17 protein-coding genes and 1 riboswitch are annotated in these 15,667 nt (G+C 65.7%); of the genes, 15 read left to right on the plus strand and 2 right to left on the minus strand.

Going from position 1 to position 15,667, the window contains the following annotated elements; translation table 11 throughout:
- Nucleotides 1-134 precede the first annotated feature (134 nt).
- Together ACEN8U_RS15505 and ACEN8U_RS15510 are read right to left on the minus strand one after the other, a co-directional pair.
- Nucleotides 135-935 carry an SDR family NAD(P)-dependent oxidoreductase gene (locus tag ACEN8U_RS15505; RefSeq protein ID WP_015003887.1) on the minus strand — a complete coding sequence of 267 codons (801 nt, stop codon included), beginning with the start codon at nucleotides 933-935 and terminating at the stop codon, nucleotides 135-137.
- The gene (locus tag ACEN8U_RS15510; RefSeq protein ID WP_015003886.1) at nucleotides 932-2,683 is read right to left on the minus strand and encodes an ABC transporter ATP-binding protein/permease; all 1,752 of its coding nucleotides are present in this window, start codon (nucleotides 2,681-2,683) and stop codon (nucleotides 932-934) included. The genes ACEN8U_RS15505 and ACEN8U_RS15510 overlap by 4 nt, the downstream gene beginning before the upstream one ends.
- 437 nt (nucleotides 2,684-3,120) lie before the next feature.
- Nucleotides 3,121-3,244: riboswitch (TPP riboswitch) on the plus strand.
- A gap of 237 nt (nucleotides 3,245-3,481) precedes the next feature.
- Between ACEN8U_RS15510 and ACEN8U_RS15515 the strand changes: the two genes are divergently transcribed.
- The 15 genes from ACEN8U_RS15515 to hisG all read left to right on the plus strand — a co-directional run bounded on the left by ACEN8U_RS15515 (nucleotide 3,482) and on the right by hisG (nucleotide 15,607).
- A complete protein-coding gene (locus tag ACEN8U_RS15515) occupies nucleotides 3,482-4,612 on the plus strand; it encodes an FAD-dependent oxidoreductase (RefSeq protein ID WP_015003885.1) in 1,131 nt (376 codons plus the stop codon).
- A gap of 81 nt (nucleotides 4,613-4,693) precedes the next feature.
- Nucleotides 4,694-4,891 carry a sulfur carrier protein ThiS gene (gene thiS, locus ACEN8U_RS15520; RefSeq protein WP_006052269.1) on the plus strand — a complete coding sequence of 66 codons (198 nt, stop codon included), beginning with the start codon at nucleotides 4,694-4,696 and terminating at the stop codon, nucleotides 4,889-4,891.
- A gap of 58 nt (nucleotides 4,892-4,949) precedes the next feature.
- Nucleotides 4,950-5,765 carry a thiazole synthase gene (locus ACEN8U_RS15525; protein WP_041746414.1) on the plus strand — a complete coding sequence of 272 codons (816 nt, stop codon included), beginning with the start codon at nucleotides 4,950-4,952 and terminating at the stop codon, nucleotides 5,763-5,765.
- Complete coding sequence (thiE, locus tag ACEN8U_RS15530; RefSeq protein WP_015003882.1) at nucleotides 5,762-6,874, plus strand: thiamine phosphate synthase; 1,113 nt, start codon at nucleotides 5,762-5,764, stop codon at nucleotides 6,872-6,874. Before ACEN8U_RS15525 ends, thiE begins: the two co-directional genes overlap by 4 nt.
- Nucleotides 6,875-6,967: 93 nt before the next feature.
- Complete coding sequence (locus tag ACEN8U_RS15535; protein WP_013589786.1) at nucleotides 6,968-7,789, plus strand: ABC transporter ATP-binding protein; 822 nt, start codon at nucleotides 6,968-6,970, stop codon at nucleotides 7,787-7,789.
- Nucleotides 7,790-7,797: 8 nt separating this feature from the next.
- A complete protein-coding gene (mlaE, locus tag ACEN8U_RS15540; RefSeq protein ID WP_041746412.1) occupies nucleotides 7,798-8,565 on the plus strand; it encodes a lipid asymmetry maintenance ABC transporter permease subunit MlaE in 768 nt (255 codons plus the stop codon).
- Between the two features lie 85 nt (nucleotides 8,566-8,650).
- Nucleotides 8,651-9,211 carry an outer membrane lipid asymmetry maintenance protein MlaD gene (mlaD, locus tag ACEN8U_RS15545; protein ID WP_041746411.1) on the plus strand — a complete coding sequence of 187 codons (561 nt, stop codon included), beginning with the start codon at nucleotides 8,651-8,653 and terminating at the stop codon, nucleotides 9,209-9,211.
- Between the two features lie 11 nt (nucleotides 9,212-9,222).
- Nucleotides 9,223-10,266 (plus strand): VacJ family lipoprotein, encoded by a 1,044-nt coding sequence (locus ACEN8U_RS15550; protein WP_015003879.1) that lies wholly within the window; start codon nucleotides 9,223-9,225, stop codon nucleotides 10,264-10,266.
- A gap of 120 nt (nucleotides 10,267-10,386) precedes the next feature.
- Nucleotides 10,387-11,019 (plus strand): phospholipid-binding protein MlaC, encoded by a 633-nt coding sequence (locus tag ACEN8U_RS15555; RefSeq protein WP_015003878.1) that lies wholly within the window; start codon nucleotides 10,387-10,389, stop codon nucleotides 11,017-11,019.
- Nucleotides 11,016-11,327: a lipid asymmetry maintenance protein MlaB gene (locus ACEN8U_RS15560; protein ID WP_015003877.1), complete on the plus strand. Its 312-nt coding sequence runs from the start codon at nucleotides 11,016-11,018 to the stop codon at nucleotides 11,325-11,327. The genes ACEN8U_RS15555 and ACEN8U_RS15560 overlap by 4 nt, the downstream gene beginning before the upstream one ends.
- 262 nt (nucleotides 11,328-11,589) lie before the next feature.
- On the plus strand, nucleotides 11,590-12,522 hold the full coding sequence (locus ACEN8U_RS15565; RefSeq protein ID WP_013589780.1) for an ABC transporter ATP-binding protein: 933 nt from the start codon (nucleotides 11,590-11,592) through the stop codon (nucleotides 12,520-12,522).
- Nucleotides 12,519-13,283 (plus strand): ABC transporter permease, encoded by a 765-nt coding sequence (locus tag ACEN8U_RS15570; protein WP_013589779.1) that lies wholly within the window; start codon nucleotides 12,519-12,521, stop codon nucleotides 13,281-13,283. Before ACEN8U_RS15565 ends, ACEN8U_RS15570 begins: the two co-directional genes overlap by 4 nt.
- A gap of 15 nt (nucleotides 13,284-13,298) precedes the next feature.
- A complete protein-coding gene (locus ACEN8U_RS15575) occupies nucleotides 13,299-13,538 on the plus strand; it encodes a BolA family protein (RefSeq protein ID WP_006052280.1) in 240 nt (79 codons plus the stop codon).
- Between the two features lie 111 nt (nucleotides 13,539-13,649).
- Complete coding sequence (murA, locus tag ACEN8U_RS15580) at nucleotides 13,650-14,912, plus strand: UDP-N-acetylglucosamine 1-carboxyvinyltransferase (protein WP_013589778.1); 1,263 nt, start codon at nucleotides 13,650-13,652, stop codon at nucleotides 14,910-14,912.
- Nucleotides 14,909-15,607: an ATP phosphoribosyltransferase gene (hisG, locus tag ACEN8U_RS15585; protein ID WP_013589777.1), complete on the plus strand. Its 699-nt coding sequence runs from the start codon at nucleotides 14,909-14,911 to the stop codon at nucleotides 15,605-15,607. The genes murA and hisG overlap by 4 nt, the downstream gene beginning before the upstream one ends.
- Nucleotides 15,608-15,667 lie beyond the last annotated feature (60 nt).

The following is a 15,667-nucleotide window of genomic DNA, read 5'->3' on the forward strand; positions in this document are numbered from 1 at the left end:
GGGCTTGTTTCAAAGGGCGGAAAAGCTTGCCCGCTTCGCAAATGCTTTCCGGGTGTTCCCGAGTGTTCTCGTGTGTTGCCGGATCTTGCCGTGGCCTGGCGTTGTGGCGGGATAAACGTGCGCTGGCGCGCGACTCAGCCGAGCGTCAGTCCGCCGTCGACATGAATCACCTGGCCCGTGATGTGGCGCGCTTCGTCGGACAGCAGAAACGCGATCAGCGCGGCGACATCCGCCGGTTCGGCGATGTGCCCGAGCGGTGTCGACTCGGCGGCGCGTGTCCACGCCGCGGCATTGTCGGCGCTCGGCCCGCGGTCCTTGCGCGTGTAGCCGGGCGCAACGCAATTCACCGTCACCCCGTGCGGCGCGAGTTCGGCGGCCGCGGTTCTCGCCAGAGATTCGAGCGCCGCTTTCGCTGCGGCGGTGGCGGCAAACGGCGTGTCCGCGCGGTAACGATGCGCGACGAACGAACTGAGTGCGACCACGCGGCCGCGCTTCGAGCTTTCCAATGCAGCGGTGGCGCGTTTGACGAGCGCGGCGAACGCAGCGGGCATGGCGGCGAATGCCGCGCTGAGTGCATCGGGATCCAGCGCCTGAAGCGTTTGACGCTGCGCATGCCCGGCATTCGCGACCAGTTGATCGAGCGCGCCGAAGCTTGCGAGCGTTTGATGCACCACGTGTTCCGCCGCACCGCGCTCGGCGAGATCGGCGAACACCGTGGCGCAGACGGCGCCGTTGGCGCTGCAATCGGCGGCCACCTGCGCAAGGCGTTCACGCGACTCGCGCTCGGCACCGCGTGCATGCAGCATCAGGGCAGTGCGCGGCGCGGCGATGCGCCGGGCCAGCGCCGCGCCGATACCCGAACCGGCGCCGGTGATCAGCACGACACGCTCGAAAGCCGCGCTGCTTTCGCCGGTGACGGCGCTTGCGGTGTTCATGCGGCGACCGCTTCGGCGGCACGCTCGACGTCGAGCGTTTCGTCATGGAACGCAGCGAGCGACTCGCGATGCGCGACGCTGACAATCGCCGCCTTCGGCAGCCGCTCGGTGAAGAGGCGGTAGAGACGCGCTTCGTTTTCAGCGTCGAGCGCGCTCGTCGCTTCGTCGAGGAACAGATAGTCGGGCTTGTGCAGCAGCACGCGCGCGGCGGCGAGGCGCTGTTGCTCGCCTGGCGAGAGGACGCGCGTCCAGTGCGCGGATTCCTGCAGACGGTCCGCGTATTGCGACAGATGGCAGGTCACGAGCGCCTCGCGGCATTCGTCGTCGGTATAGGTGTCGGCCGCCGACGGATACCCGAGCGCTGCCTTCAGCGTGCCGATCGGCATGTAGCTTACCTGCGGAATGAACATCATGCGGGCGTTGACCGGCGCGTCGATCGCGCCGTCGCCGAACGGCCAGAGGCCCGCCAGCGCGCGCATCAGCGTGCTCTTGCCCGAGCCCGACGGGCCGCGCACGAGCCAGCGCGAACCGGGGTGAATCACGATATCGCGGATGCGCGACAGCGGGCTGCCGTTCGGCAGCGCGAGCTCGAGGCCGTCGGTGGAGAGCTCGTCGGCGTCGACGAAATGCAGATTGATGCCGCCGTGCGCGGTGGCCGGCGAGACGGATTCCTTCAGACGCGGCGCATGCACGACACGCTTGAATTCGCGCAGACGGTTGACCGTGGCGCGCCATTCCACCAGCGTCGAATAACTGTTGATGAACCACGAAAACGAATCGCTCACGGTGCCGAACGCGCTGGAGATCTGCATCAGCACGCCGAACGTGAAGGCGCCGGCAAAATAGCGCGGCGCGGCGACGACAAGCGGAAAGATAATCGCGATCTGACCGTAGAAGCTCAGCACGAAGGTGAGCCGCTTGGTGTACTTCATGACCTGCCACCAGTTGTCGCGAATGCGGCTGAACAGCGAGTGGGCGTTTTTCTTCTCCGTGTCCATGCCGTTGTAGAAGGCGATCTGCTCGGCGTTCTCGCGCAGGCGGATCAGGCCGAAACGGAAATCCGCCTCGACTTTCTGCGCCTGATAGTTGATGGGCACGAGCGGATGCCCGACCTTCTGGATCACGAGCGACCCGCCCACCGCGTAGAGCGCGGCCGCCCACACCATGTAGCCGGGAATATGCAGCGGCACGCCGCCGAGCGTGATGGTCAGCGCGCCGGCCAGCGCCCACAGGATCGTGATGAACGACACCAGCGTGACCACGGTGGACAGCAGATCGAGCGTGAGCGAAAGCGTCGTGGTGGCGAAAGACTGCAGGTCGTCGCTGATCCGCTGATCGGGGTTGTCGGCGAGGCGGTCGCGCTCGATGCGGTAAAACGCGCTGTCGTGCAGCCACTCGTTCAGATAGCGCGTGGTGAGCCACTGGCGCCAGCGGAAGCCGAGCATCTGGCGCATGTAACGCCCATACACCGCGAGGATAATGTAGCCGAACGCGAGCCCGGAAAAGATCATCAGCAGATGTGGGAAGTCGCGCACATTCTTGGTTTGCAGCGCGTTGTAGAAGTCCGCGCTCCAGCGGTTCAGGCGGACGTTGATCCACACGACCATGAGGTTCATCGCGATGATCGCAATGAGCATGGCCCACGCGGTCTTTTTTTCTTCCGACACCCAGTAAGGCTTGATCAGACTCCAGGCGGAGACTTTCTCGTCGGGCGGCAGCGCGGGGCTGACAGAAGTATGCGTTGTCATGAGCGTCCTGAGGAGTGCTGTTCTAATCTGGCCGTGCCACGGTGGCCGCGCCACGTTGGACGGGCCACGCGGGCCGGCCCGTCGCGGGTCCTGGTGCATGTGCGGGCGCGGCGCCCCATGGGCGAGCGCCGCGGCGACTGCCGATTCTGGCGCGAAGCCCTTAAGCGAAAATTAATTCCCGGCGCCGCGCGTGCCGCCGGTCGCGGGCGGCCCTGTCTTGCGCCGCCGCCACGTTTCACCGCCGTCTCGCGCGCGATGCCGCGTTCGCCGCGTCATCTCTGCTGGCATTGTGCCAGAGCGCCGGGCCGCCGCTCTCTAAGTGACAAAAGCGCACAAAGGCAGACAAAAGCCGCGAGAGATGGTGCCGGATCAAGCCGCGTGCGACGCAAAGCGCCGCTCGTTTGCGAGCGCCGCGCCTTTTATGGTCTAATGACCTTTCGACGAAACAGGGGTGCTTCGCACTTGAGCGGCGTGATTCTCACGCTGCGGCAGCGAGGCTGAGAGAGACCCTTTGCACCCGATCCGGGTAATACCGGCGCGGGAAGTTTCCGGAAGCAGCCAGTCTTCCATTCCCCGCCGGGCGGCGTAGTTCATTCGAGCACGCCTGTTGCCTGGCCGGCCTTGCCCGCCGGTTTCGTCCTGGGTACGCGCTTCTTGTTGGCCGTACGGAAAGGACTCGATGACCGCCTATTGTTCAGTTATGTGTTTTGCCCCTGATCGCGCCAACTGCGCCGGCCGCGCTGTTCGGCACGCGCACTGTGTCGCCGTTGACCGTCATATCGAAGCGGAGGGCGCACGATGAGCCGCGCCGCGCAACCCGATTTCGCCGTGCTCGGCGGCGGCCTGTGCGGGCGCCTCGTCGCGTGGCGGCTTGCCGGAGACGGCCATCGCGTCGCACTCTATGAGCGCGGCGACGCCACCGGTTCGGACGCCGCAGCGTGGGTCGCGGCGGCCATGCTGGCGCCGCTCGCCGAAGCCGCGAGTGCGGAGCTGCTGATCACGCGGCTGGGCGCGGCATCGCTCGAAAGCTGGCCGCGTGTGCTGGCCGAGCTGCCCGAGCCGGTGTTCTTCCAGCGCAACGGCACGCTCGTCGTTTGGCATCACGCGGATCGGACCGAGGCGCCGCTGTTCGAAAGGCGCGTGCGCTCGAACGCGCCGGCCGAGTTGCTGGACGGCGGCTTTGTCACGCTGGCGGGCGCGCAACTGGGCGCGGCGGAGCCTGCGCTTGCCGGGCGCTTCAACCAGGGCTGGCTGTTGCCGCGCGAGGGGCAGCTGGACAACCGCCAGGTGCTGCGCGCCCTCGCCGCGGGCCTCGCGCAACGCGGTGTGCAAACACACTGGAATACGCCGGTGCAAGACGGTGCGCTGCCGCCGGCGCGTATCACGATCGATTGCCGCGGCCTCGGCGCCAAACCCGTGCTGCCGACGCTGCGCGGCATTCGCGGCGAAGTGGCGCGCGTGCACGCACCGGGCATCCATCTGACGCGGCCGGTGCGGCTCCTGCATCCGCGCTATCCGCTCTACATCGCGCCGAAGCAGGACGATTTGTATGTGATCGGCGCGACCGAAGTGGAGGGCGAGGACATGTCGCCCGTCAGCGTGCGCTCCGCGCTGGAGCTGCTGAGCGCGGCGTTTTCCGTGCATCCGGGCTTCGGCGAGGCGCGCATTCTCGAACTGAATTCGCAGTGCCGGCCGACCTTGCCCGATCATCGGCCGGCCTTGTTGTGGGACGGCGGACAGACGCTGCGCGTGAACGGCCTGTACCGGCATGGCTACATGATCGTGCCCGAAGTCGCGGACGAAGCCGTGCGTTTTGCGGCGGCGCTGCTGGACGGGCGCGTCGCCGACGCGGACGCATTCGCCGACTGGCGGCACGCCGCGCGCTGGAGCGAGCTGTTCCACGAGGACCGCGCGCGGGAGCCGGCATGAGCGTTGGGATGACGAGGCGGCGCGGTGAGCGCTCGGGCATTGGTCATCTATTGGCCATCGACTGAATCGTATTTGAGCACTATGGACATTCATATCAATCAGAAGCCGTTGTCGCTGCCCGAAGGCGCGACTGTCGCGGATGCGCTCGCCGCGTATGGCGCGCGGCCGCCGTTTGCCGTCGCGCTGAATGGCGATTTCGTCGCGCGCACGCAGCATGCGGCGCGTGCGTTGCAGCCCGGCGACAAGCTGGACGTGGTGCAGCCGGTGGCCGGCGGGTGAGCACCCAATCGCACCCAATCGCCGCCCGCCTTGCCTTGCCGGAGACCCGATGATGCACATGACTTCCACCCAACCCGCCGACGCGCTCACGCTCTACGGCCAGACCTTCGCGAGCCGCGTGCTGCTCGGCACGTCGCGCTATCCGTCGCTGCAATCGCTGTCGGATTCGATCGCGGCCGCGCGCCCCGGCATGGTGACCGTCGCGCTGCGCCGGCAGATGAACGAAGGCGGCGCCGAAGCCGGGTTCTTCGATCTGCTCAAGCGCCACGGCGTGCCGCTGCTGCCTAACACGGCCGGCTGTCTGACCGTCGGCGAGGCGGTGACGACCGCGCACATGGCGCGCGAAATCTTCGAAACCGAGTGGATCAAGCTCGAACTGATCGGCGACGACTACACGCTGCAACCCGATCCGGTTGGCCTGATCGAGGCGGCCGCGAAGCTCGTCAAAGACGGCTTCAAGGTGCTGCCGTATTGCACAGAAGACCTCGTGATCGGCCGCCGTCTGCTCGACGCCGGCTGCGAAGCGCTGATGCCGTGGGGCGCGCCGATCGGCACGGGCAAGGGCGTCATCAATCCGTACGGCCTGCGCGTGCTGCGCGAACGGCTGCCGGACGTGCCGCTCATTGTGGACGCCGGACTCGGCGTGCCGTCGCACGCGGCGCAGGTGATGGAATGGGGCTTCGACGGCGTGCTGTTGAACACGGCCGTGTCGCAGGCGACGCATCCCGAGGCAATGGCCCGCGCTTTTGCGCTCGGCGTCGAAGCCGGCCGCGAGGCCTTCCTCGCCGGACCGATGGCCGAGCGCGAAAGCGCGCACGCGAGCACGCCGGTGGTCGGCATGCCCTTCTGGCATCAGGATGGGAGCGCAGCATGACGCAGACTCTGGCTCTGAAAGACCGCGACCTGTTCTGGCCGCCCGCCGACGAACTCGTCGAAGCCACCGAGCGCATCCGCGCGCGCCTCGGCGACTGGCCGCCCACGCGCGCGCCGTGGCGCATCTGTCTGACCGCGCCGGACGAGCCGAACGGCGGCGATCTGATCGTGGTCGCCGACGCCGCCCGGCATGGCGAACAGATGGCGCGCTGGCTCGTGCGAGGCGCGGCCGTGGTCGAGGCCGCCGAGCACAAGGCGACGCTGCACCTCGGCGGCGAAAAGTACCGGTTGGAAGGGCATCTCGCGGAAGACTGGATTCCCGCGCTGGCCGCATTTCTGGACTGCGGTTTCGATCCGCACGACGCGCTCGTGCTCGCGCTCGCGTGGCGCGACGGCGATGAAACCCGCACGCACGCCGCCGGCGATTCCTTCCCGTGCGATCTGGCCAGCTTCCCGCGCGTGGCCGGTTTGCCGCCGGCGCCGGCCGAGGCGTTTCCGCGCTGCCCCGAGCGGCTCGGCCTGTATCCGGTGCTGCCGAGCGCCGAGTGGGTCGAACGGGTGCTGGACTTCGGCGTGAAGACGGTGCAGTTGCGCCGCAAGTCCGCTCATCCCGCGGATGAGCTCCAGCGCGAAATTGCCCGCTGCGTCGCGGCGGGGCGGCGGCACGACGCGCAGGTTTTCATCAACGATCACTGGCGGGCCGCTCTCGAGGCGGGCGCCTACGGCGTGCATCTCGGGCAGGAAGACGTGCACACGGCGGACTTGTCGGCGCTTGCCACGGCGGGCATCCGCCTCGGTTTGTCGACGCACGGTTTCTACGAGATTCTGAAGGCGCTGCACTTCCGCCCGAGCTATATCGCGCTCGGCGCCGTCTTCCCGACCACCACCAAGGTGATGCCGACCGCGCCTCAGGGCCTGAAGCGCCTCGCGCGCTACGTCCGGCTACTCGACGGCGTGGTGCCGCTCGTCGCGATCGGCGGGATCGATTTGCAGGTGCTGCCCGACGTGCTCGCCACCGGCGTGGGCTGCGCGGCGGTGGTGCGCGCCGTCACGGAAGCGGCCGATCCGGCGGCCGCTGTTTCCGCACTGCAACAAGCGTTTACGCAATAATGGTCGCGAATCGTTAAGGGAGAGGGCACCTCACGGCAACTTTTGCATGATGGCCCTATAATTCGGCCTTCCGTGTAAAAGGATTGTCAGTCAGTGTCTTCCCCATCCGAGACCTTACTCGAGCTGCGCGACGTCGACTTCGGTTACGGCGACCGGCTCGTCCTGTCGAACCTGAATCTGCGCTTCAAGCGCGGCCAGGTCGTCGCGGTCATGGGCGGCTCGGGCTGCGGCAAGACCACGGTGCTGCGGCTGATCGGCGGCCTCGTGCGCGCGCAGCGCGGCGAGATCCTGTTCGACGGCGAAAACGTCGGCGCACAAACGCGCGAGGGCTTGTACACGCTGCGCCGCAAGATGGGCATGCTGTTCCAGTTCGGCGCGCTGTTCACTGACATGTCGGTGTTCGAGAACGTCGCGTTCGCGCTGCGCGAGCATACCGATCTGCCCGAGGAACTGATCCGCGACCTCGTGCTGATGAAGCTCAACGCGGTCGGCCTGCGCGGTGCGCGCGATCTGCTGCCCTCGGAAATTTCCGGTGGCATGGCGCGGCGCGTGGCGCTTGCGCGCGCCATCGCCCTGGACCCGGAACTGATGATGTACGACGAGCCGTTCGCCGGCCTCGACCCGATCTCGCTCGGCATCACCGCCAATCTGATTCGCGCGCTCAATCAGGCGCTCGGCGCGACCTCCATTCTGGTCACGCACGACGTGCCGGAATCGTTCGCCATTGCCGACTACGTCTATTTCCTCGCCAACGGCGGCGTTCATGCCGAGGGCACGCCCGCGCAGCTGCGCGCGTCGACGGATCCGACGGTGCGGCAGTTCATCGACGGCGCGCCGGACGGTCCCTTCAAATTTCACTATCCGAGCAGAACGCCGCTCGCGGCGGACTTCGGCGTCGGCGGAGGTCAGTCATGATCGGCTCATTGATCAGCACGCTCGGCCGCTCGGTGCTCGGCGGCCTCGGCACGGCCGGTTACGCGACGCGTTTCTTCTTCCGGCTGCTGTTCGAATTCTTTCCGTTGCTGCGCCGCCCGCGCCTTGTCACGAAGCAGATCCACTTCGTGGGTAATTATTCGCTCGTGATCATCGCGGTGTCGGGGCTCTTCGTCGGCTTCGTGCTCGGCTTGCAGGGCTATTACACACTGAACCGCTATGGCTCCGAGCAGGCGCTTGGGCTTCTCGTCGCGTTGTCGCTCGTGCGCGAGCTCGGGCCGGTGGTCACCGCGCTGCTGTTCGCCGGCCGCGCGGGCACGTCGCTTACCGCCGAGATCGGTCTGATGAAGGCCGGCGAGCAATTGACCGCCATGGAAATGATGGCGGTCGACCCGGTCAAGGTCGTGGTCGCGCCGCGTCTGTGGGCCGGCATCATTTCCATGCCGATCCTCGCCGCGATTTTCAGCGCGGTCGGTGTGGCGGGCGGCTATGTGGTCGGCGTGCTGCTGATCGGCGTAGACGCCGGCGCGTTCTGGTCGCAAATGCAAGGCGGCGTGGATGTCTGGCGCGACGTCGGCGCGGGCGTCGTCAAAAGCGTGGTGTTCGGCTTGGCCGTGACGTTCGTGGCGCTGTTCCAGGGCTACGAAGCGAGGCCTACGCCGGAAGGCGTGTCGCGCGCCACGACGAAGACGGTCGTGTATGCGTCGCTCGCGGTGCTCGGCCTCGATTTTCTGCTGACCGCACTGATGTTCAGCTAGGACTGCGTCGCCTGTCGGTTGCTGCGGCGCGTCGCTCGGCGCGCGCGGTACGGCGGCGGCGTGGCGGATTCACTTTAGGATGACGATGAAAAAGACTGCTCTCGACTTCTGGGTCGGCCTGTTCGTAGTGCTGGGTTTCGTGGCGTTGCTGTTTCTCGCGCTGAAGGCCGGCAACATGAGCTCGCTGTCGTTTCAGGCGACCTACCCGGTCAAGCTCAAGTTCGACAATATCGGCGGACTGAAGGCGCGTGCGCCCGTGAAAAGCGCGGGCGTGACGGTGGGCCGCGTGGCGTCGATCGGTTTCGACAGCAATGCCTATCAGGCGCTCGTCACGATCGACATCGACAAGCAATACCAGTTTCCGAAAGACACCTCGGCGAAGATCCTGACTTCCGGGCTGCTCGGCGAGCAATACATCGGACTCGAGCCGGGTGGCGATTCCGAGATGCTGAAGGCGGGCGACACGATTTCGATGACACAATCGGCCATCGTGCTGGAAAACCTGATCGGGCAGTTCCTCTACAGTAAAGCGGCCGATTCGGGCGCATCGAAGCCGGGCGCCGCACCGGGCGGAAACGCGGCGGCGCCGGCACCTGCGCCGGCACCCGCGGCGGCGCTGCCTGCTTCCGGCTCGGCCGGTCAATAAGGAGAACAACAATGCAGACCTTACAGGCCGGAGGCGCGCGCGTCTTCCGGTTGGCCAGACTGGCCGTCGCGGCGGCGGCGCTCGCCGGCTGCACCACCGTGCAGACGCCGACCAAGGGCGATCCGCTCGAGGGCCTGAACCGCACCATCTTCACGGTCAACGACAAGCTCGACCAGTACGCGCTCAAGCCGGTCGCCAAGGGCTACGTATTCATCACGCCGCAGCCGGTGCGCGACAGCGTGACGAACTTCTTCTCGAATATCGGCGACGTCTACATTGCGGCAAACAACCTGCTGCAACTGAAGATCACCGACGGCGTAGAAGACATCATGCGGATCGTGATCAACACGGTCTTCGGTGTGGGCGGCCTGTTCGACGTGGCGACGCTCGCGAAGCTGCCCAAGCACGACAACGACCTCGGTCTGACGCTCGGCCATTACGGCGTACCCGCGGGTCCGTATCTGGTGCTGCCGCTCTTCGGCCCGAGCACCTTGCGCGATGCGGTCGGCTCGATCGGCAATTACTATGTCAACCCGCTCAGCTACATCGATCCGCCGGGCTTGAGCTGGGCGCTGTACGGCCTGAACATCGTCAACACGCGCGCGAATCTGCTGAATGCAAGCGACGTGCTGGAAGGCGCCGCGCTCGACAAATATTCGTTCGTGCGTAACGCGTATTTGCAGCGTCGTCAGTATCTGCTGTCTGACGGCAAGCAGGCGCAGGCGCTGCCGAACTATGGCGACGAGGCGCCGCTGCCGAAGTACGAGGACGTCGACGGCACGGCCGCGGGCGCCCCGGCGGGCGCAGTAACGGGAACCGCCGGCGCAGCGGGAACGGGCGGTGCTGCAGCGAAGGCGTCGGCCGCTCCCGGCGCGAACGCCGCCACGCCGCCGCAGCCGGCCACCGCCAACAGCGCTTCCGCGCCGGAAGCTGCGTCGGGCAGCGCGGAAACGCCGCCGCTCGACGTCAACGGCGGTCCCGAAACCACGCAGATTCCGGCGGGGCAGCTGGTGCCGCCCACGCGGTTCAATTTCCCGTCGTTCAAGCTGCGTTGATAGTGCGGGTGCGGCCGTAACACATCGATACGACTCTCGCAGTTTGCGCATGGATTGCTGCTGAACTCGCGTGTTAATGTCGGTTCAAACGGTTGCACTATTTTTTACGCAAGGCTCGATATGAAAAAATTCTTCCTCATTCCGTTGTTTGCTGCGCTGTTCTCCTTCGTGAGTGCTGGTGTATCGGCACAAACTGTCGACAGCAACGCGCCCGACGTGCTCGTCAAAACCGTGACTCAGCAGGTGATCGACGCGGTGCGCGCCGACAAGTCCATCCAGCAGGGCGACATTTCTCACATCACGCGTCTCGTCAACGAAAAGATCCTGCCGTACACGGATTTCCGCCGCACCACGCAGCTGGCCATGGGCCGCAACTGGCGCACCGCCACGCCGGAGCAGCAGAACCAGGTGGTCGAGCAGTTCAAGATGCTGCTGATCCGCACGTATTCGGGCGCGCTCGCGCAGGTGCGCGACCAGCAGATCCAGTACAAGCCGTTCCGCATGAATCCGGACGACACCGACACGGTGGTGCGTTCGGTCGTGATGAACAACGGTTCGCCGATCGAACTCGACTATCGTCTGTACAAGACGCCGCAGGGCTGGCGCGTGTATGACATCAACGTGCTGGGCGCATGGCTCATTCAGGCTTATCAGCAGCAGTTCAACGAGCAGATCCAGCAGAAGGGCGTGGACGGACTGATCCAGTTCCTCACGCAGCGCAATCAGCAACTCGCCGCGGGCAAGCAGTCGTGAGCGAAGTGCTGAGCCCCGTCGCCAATCGCTTCGCAAGCGGCGCGACGCTGACCCACGCGAGCGCGAAGGCCGCGCTTGCGGCGGGTCTGGAGCGCATTGCCGCCGGCGCGCGCGGTGTGGATTGCACGCCGCTTACGCAGTTCGATTCGTCGGCGCTGGCCGTGCTTCTCGCGTGGCAGCGGGCCGCGCAAGCCCGCGGCGGCGCGTTTCAGGTCGTCAATCTGCCGGCTGGGCTCGCGAGTCTCGCGCAAGCCTATGGCGTCGATACGCTGATCGCCGGTGCCGCGCAAGGCGATCGCCCCAACTGAGCAGTCGTGCGCGTGCCGGCTGCTGTTTTTTGCTTCCGCGCAGCAGGTTGCCGCGAGCACGGCAGTCTCACCTGCCCCGCACCTGCGTCGCACACCTTCCAATCCCCGCAACTGAGATAGGGCCGCCGGGTTTTGCCCTATAATCAAACGTTTTTTGGGGGCAGGGTTCGGGTCGCCCAACTCGCCCCAATTCCGTTTCTTTCCAGCATTTTGCGCCCGCCCAGGGCTTCTTTAAGCGCCGCGACGCACGTGGCGCACTGTCATGTCAGCCATTGAAATTCGTAACGTCAAGAAGCGCTACAAGGACTTGCAGGCGCTCAAGGGCGTCAGCCTCACGGTGGAAGAAGGCGAGTTCTTCGGGCTGCTCGGTCCGAACGGCGCGGGCAAGACAACGCTCATCAGCATTCTCGCGGGCCTCGCGCGCGCCGACGAAGGCAGCATCGCCGTGCGCGGGCACGACGTGGTGGACGACTTCCGCGCCGCACGGCGCGCATTGGGCGTGGTGCCGCAGGAACTGGTGTTCGACCCGTTCTTCACCGTGCGCGAAACCTTGCGCATCCAGTCGGGCTACTACGGGCTGCGCAACAACGACGCGTGGATCGACGAGATTATGGCCAACCTCGATCTCACCGACAAAGCCGACGCCAACATGCGCGCGCTCTCGGGCGGCATGAAGCGCCGCGTGCTGGTCGCGCAGGCGCTCGTGCACCGGCCGCCCGTCATCGTGCTCGACGAGCCGACTGCCGGCGTCGACGTCGAACTGCGTCAAACGCTGTGGAAATTCATCTCGCGCCTGAATCGCGAGGGCCACACCATTGTGCTGACCACGCACTATCTGGAAGAAGCCGAATCGCTGTGCGACCGCATTGCGATGCTGCGCCGCGGCGAAGTGGTCGCGCTCGATCGCACGAGCACGCTGCTCCAGCGTTTTGCCGGCATGCAGCTGTTCGTGCGCTTCGCGCAAGGCGTGCTGCCCGCCGAACTGCGGCCGCTCGAAGCCGAGGGCGGCGCGGGCAACGGCAATGGCCGCCAGCATCTGCTGCGTCTGGCGAGCTATGACGACGTCGAGAAAATTCTCGCGCAATGCCGCGCGGCAGGCTGCACGTTCGAAGAGATCGAGGTCCGCAAGGCCGACCTCGAAGATGTTTTCGTTCAGGTCATGAACGGTCCGGAAGTGATCGAGGGGCTCGCATGAGCGGCTATAGCGGTTTCGGCACGCTGTTCTACAAGGAAATTCTCCGTTTCTGGAAGGTGTCGTTCCAGACCGTGCTCGCGCCCATCATCACGGCGCTCTTGTATCTGACCATTTTCGGCCACGCCTTGCGCAACCATGTGCAGGTTTATCCGGGCGTCGAATATACAAGCTTCCTCGTGCCGGGCCTTGTGATGATGAGCGTGTTGCAGAATGCGTTCGCCAATAGTTCGTCGTCGCTGATTCAGTCGAAAATCACCGGAAACCTGGTGTTCGTGCTGCTGCCGCCGCTGTCGCACTACGAGATGTTCGCCGCCTATGTGCTCGCGGCCGTCGCGCGTGGCCTCGCAGTGGGCTTCGGCGTGTTCATCGTGACCATCTGGTTCGTGCCCGTCAGTTTCGCGGCGCCGCTCTACATCATCCTGTTCGCGATTTGCGGCGCGGGGATTCTCGGCACGCTCGGTCTGATCGCGGGCATCTGGGCCGAAAAGTTCGACCAGCTCGCTGCGTTCCAGAATTTTCTGATCATGCCGCTCACGTTTCTCTCGGGCGTGTTCTACTCGACGCATACGCTGCCGCCCGTGTGGCGCGAGGTGTCGCGGCTCAATCCATTTTTCTACATGATCGACGGCTTTCGCTACGGTTTCTTCGGGATGTCGGATATCAATCCGCTCGCGAGCCTTGCGATTGTCGCCGGTTTCTTCGTGGTGCTGGCCGTGGTGGCGATGCGCATGCTCGCCTCCGGCTACAAGCTGCGCCACTGACGAGGAGCTTCTCTCATGTTGCCGACTCCCGAACAGGTCAAGCAATACATCGCCGCTGGGCTCGCCTGCCAGCATCTCGAAGTCGAAGGCGACGGTCAGCATTTCTTTGCGACCATCGTGTCTCCGAGCTTTGAGGGCAAGCGGCTGATCCAGCGCCATCAACTCGTGTATGCGGCGCTCGGCGACCGCATGCGCGAAGAAATTCACGCGCTCAGCATGAAAACGCTGACGCCCGCCGAATGGCAGAACGCGTAATCTGGAAATTTAGTGCGAATCACTCAGGAAGGGCGCGACGCGGGCAGCGGCGCGCCGAACATAATGCAAGCAGTCCCGGCTGAAGTCCGGGTCGATCAGGAACACATGGGCATGGACAAACTCGTCATTGAAGGTGGCTACCCGCTGTCGGGTGAGGTCGTTGTCTCGGGCGCGAAGAACGCGGCGTTGCCGATTCTGTGCGCGAGTCTGCTGAGCGCGGAGCCGGTGCATCTCGACAACGTGCCGGATTTGCAGGACGTGCGCACCATGCTCAAGCTGCTCGGGCAGATGGGCGTGCGCATCGAGAGCGGCGACGGGCGCGTGTCGCTCGACGCGTCGAAGGTCGACAACCTCGTCGCGCCGTATGAGATGGTCAAGACCATGCGCGCGTCGATCCTCGTGCTGGGGCCGCTCGTCGCGCGCTTCGGCCACGCGCGGGTGTCGCTGCCGGGCGGCTGCGCGATCGGCGCACGGCCGGTGGATCAGCACATCAAGGGCCTGCAGGCCATGGGCGCCGAGATCACGATCGAGCACGGCTTTATCGAAGCGCGTGCGAAGCGGCTGAAGGGCGCGCGCATCATCACCGACATGATCACGGTGACCGGCACCGAAAATCTGCTGATGGCGGCGGTACTCGCGGAAGGCGAGACGGTCATCGAGAACGCGGCGCGCGAGCCGGAAGTCGGCGATCTCGCGCATCTGCTCGTGCAGATGGGTGCGAAGATCGAAGGCATCGGCACGGACCGTCTCGTGATTCAGGGCGTGGACAAGCTGCACGGCGCGAAGCACACGGTGATTCCGGACCGCATCGAGGCCGGCACGTTCCTGTGCGCGGTGGCCGCGGCGGGCGGCGACGTCACGCTGCGAAAGGTGCGTCCGCAGATTCTGGAAGCGGTGACCGCGAAGCTGCGCGAAGCGGGCGTGACCATCGAGGAAGGCGACGACTGGATGCGCGTGCGCATGAATCAGCGCCCGGGCGCGGTGTCGTTCCGCACGTCGGAATATCCGGCGTTCCCGACCGACATGCAGGCGCAGTTCATGGCGCTCAATGCGGTGGCGGACGGCAAGTCGCAGGTGGTCGAGACCATCTTCGAGAACCGTTTCATGCACGTGCAGGAGCTGAACCGCCTCGGCGCGAACATTACGACTGACGGCAAGACCGCGCTCGTGACCGGCGTCGACAAGCTGTCCGGCGCAAAGGTCATGGCGACGGACCTGCGCGCGTCGGCGAGCCTCGTGATTGCCGCGTTGCGCGCGGAAGGCGAGACGCTGATCGACCGCATCTACCATCTGGACCGCGGTTATGACCGCATGGAAACCAAGCTGAACGCGATCGGCGCAAAGGTGCGCCGCGTATCCGGGAGCGAGGCATGAGTTCGATGCCGCAAACCTCGACTTCGCCGGCGGTCAGCGCGCCGCTTACGCTGGCTTTGTCGAAGGGGCGTATCTTTGAGGAAACGCTGCCGCTGCTCGCCGCAGCCGGCATTGAGGTGGCCGAAGATCCGGAAAGCTCGCGCAAGCTGATTCTGCCGACCACGGACGCGAATCTGCGCGTGATCATCGTGCGCGCGACCGACGTGCCGACGTACGTCGAATACGGCGCCGCGGACTTCGGCGTGGCGGGCAAGGACGTGCTGCTCGAACACGGCGGCAGCGGCCTGTATCAGCCGGTGGATCTGGATATCGCGCGCTGCCGCATGTCGGTCGCGGTCGCCGCGGGGTTTGATTATGCGAACGCCGTGCGCCAGGGCGCTCGCTTGCGCGTGGCCACCAAGTACACGGAGACGGCGCGCGAGCATTTCGCGGCCAAGGGCGTGCACGTCGATCTGATCAAGCTGTACGGTTCGATGGAACTCGCGCCGCTCGTCGGCCTCGCGGATGCCATCGTCGACCTGGTGAGCTCGGGCAACACCTTGCGCGCCAACAACCTCGTGGAGGTGGAGGAAATCATGCAGATTTCGTCGCGCCTCGTTGTGAACCAGGCGGCGCTCAAGCTCAAGCGCGCCGCGTTGCGGCCGATTCTCGACGCGTTCGAACGCGCGACGAAAGCCGGCCTTGCCGCGGCCTGAGAGTTCGCTCGACCCGTCTGACCTCGCTGTAAAGCGCGCCTTACCGAAACGGATACACGT

It is taken from the genome of Paraburkholderia phenoliruptrix (assembly GCF_047325075.1).
In the GTDB taxonomy this organism is placed as follows: domain Bacteria; phylum Pseudomonadota; class Gammaproteobacteria; order Burkholderiales; family Burkholderiaceae; genus Paraburkholderia; species Paraburkholderia phenoliruptrix.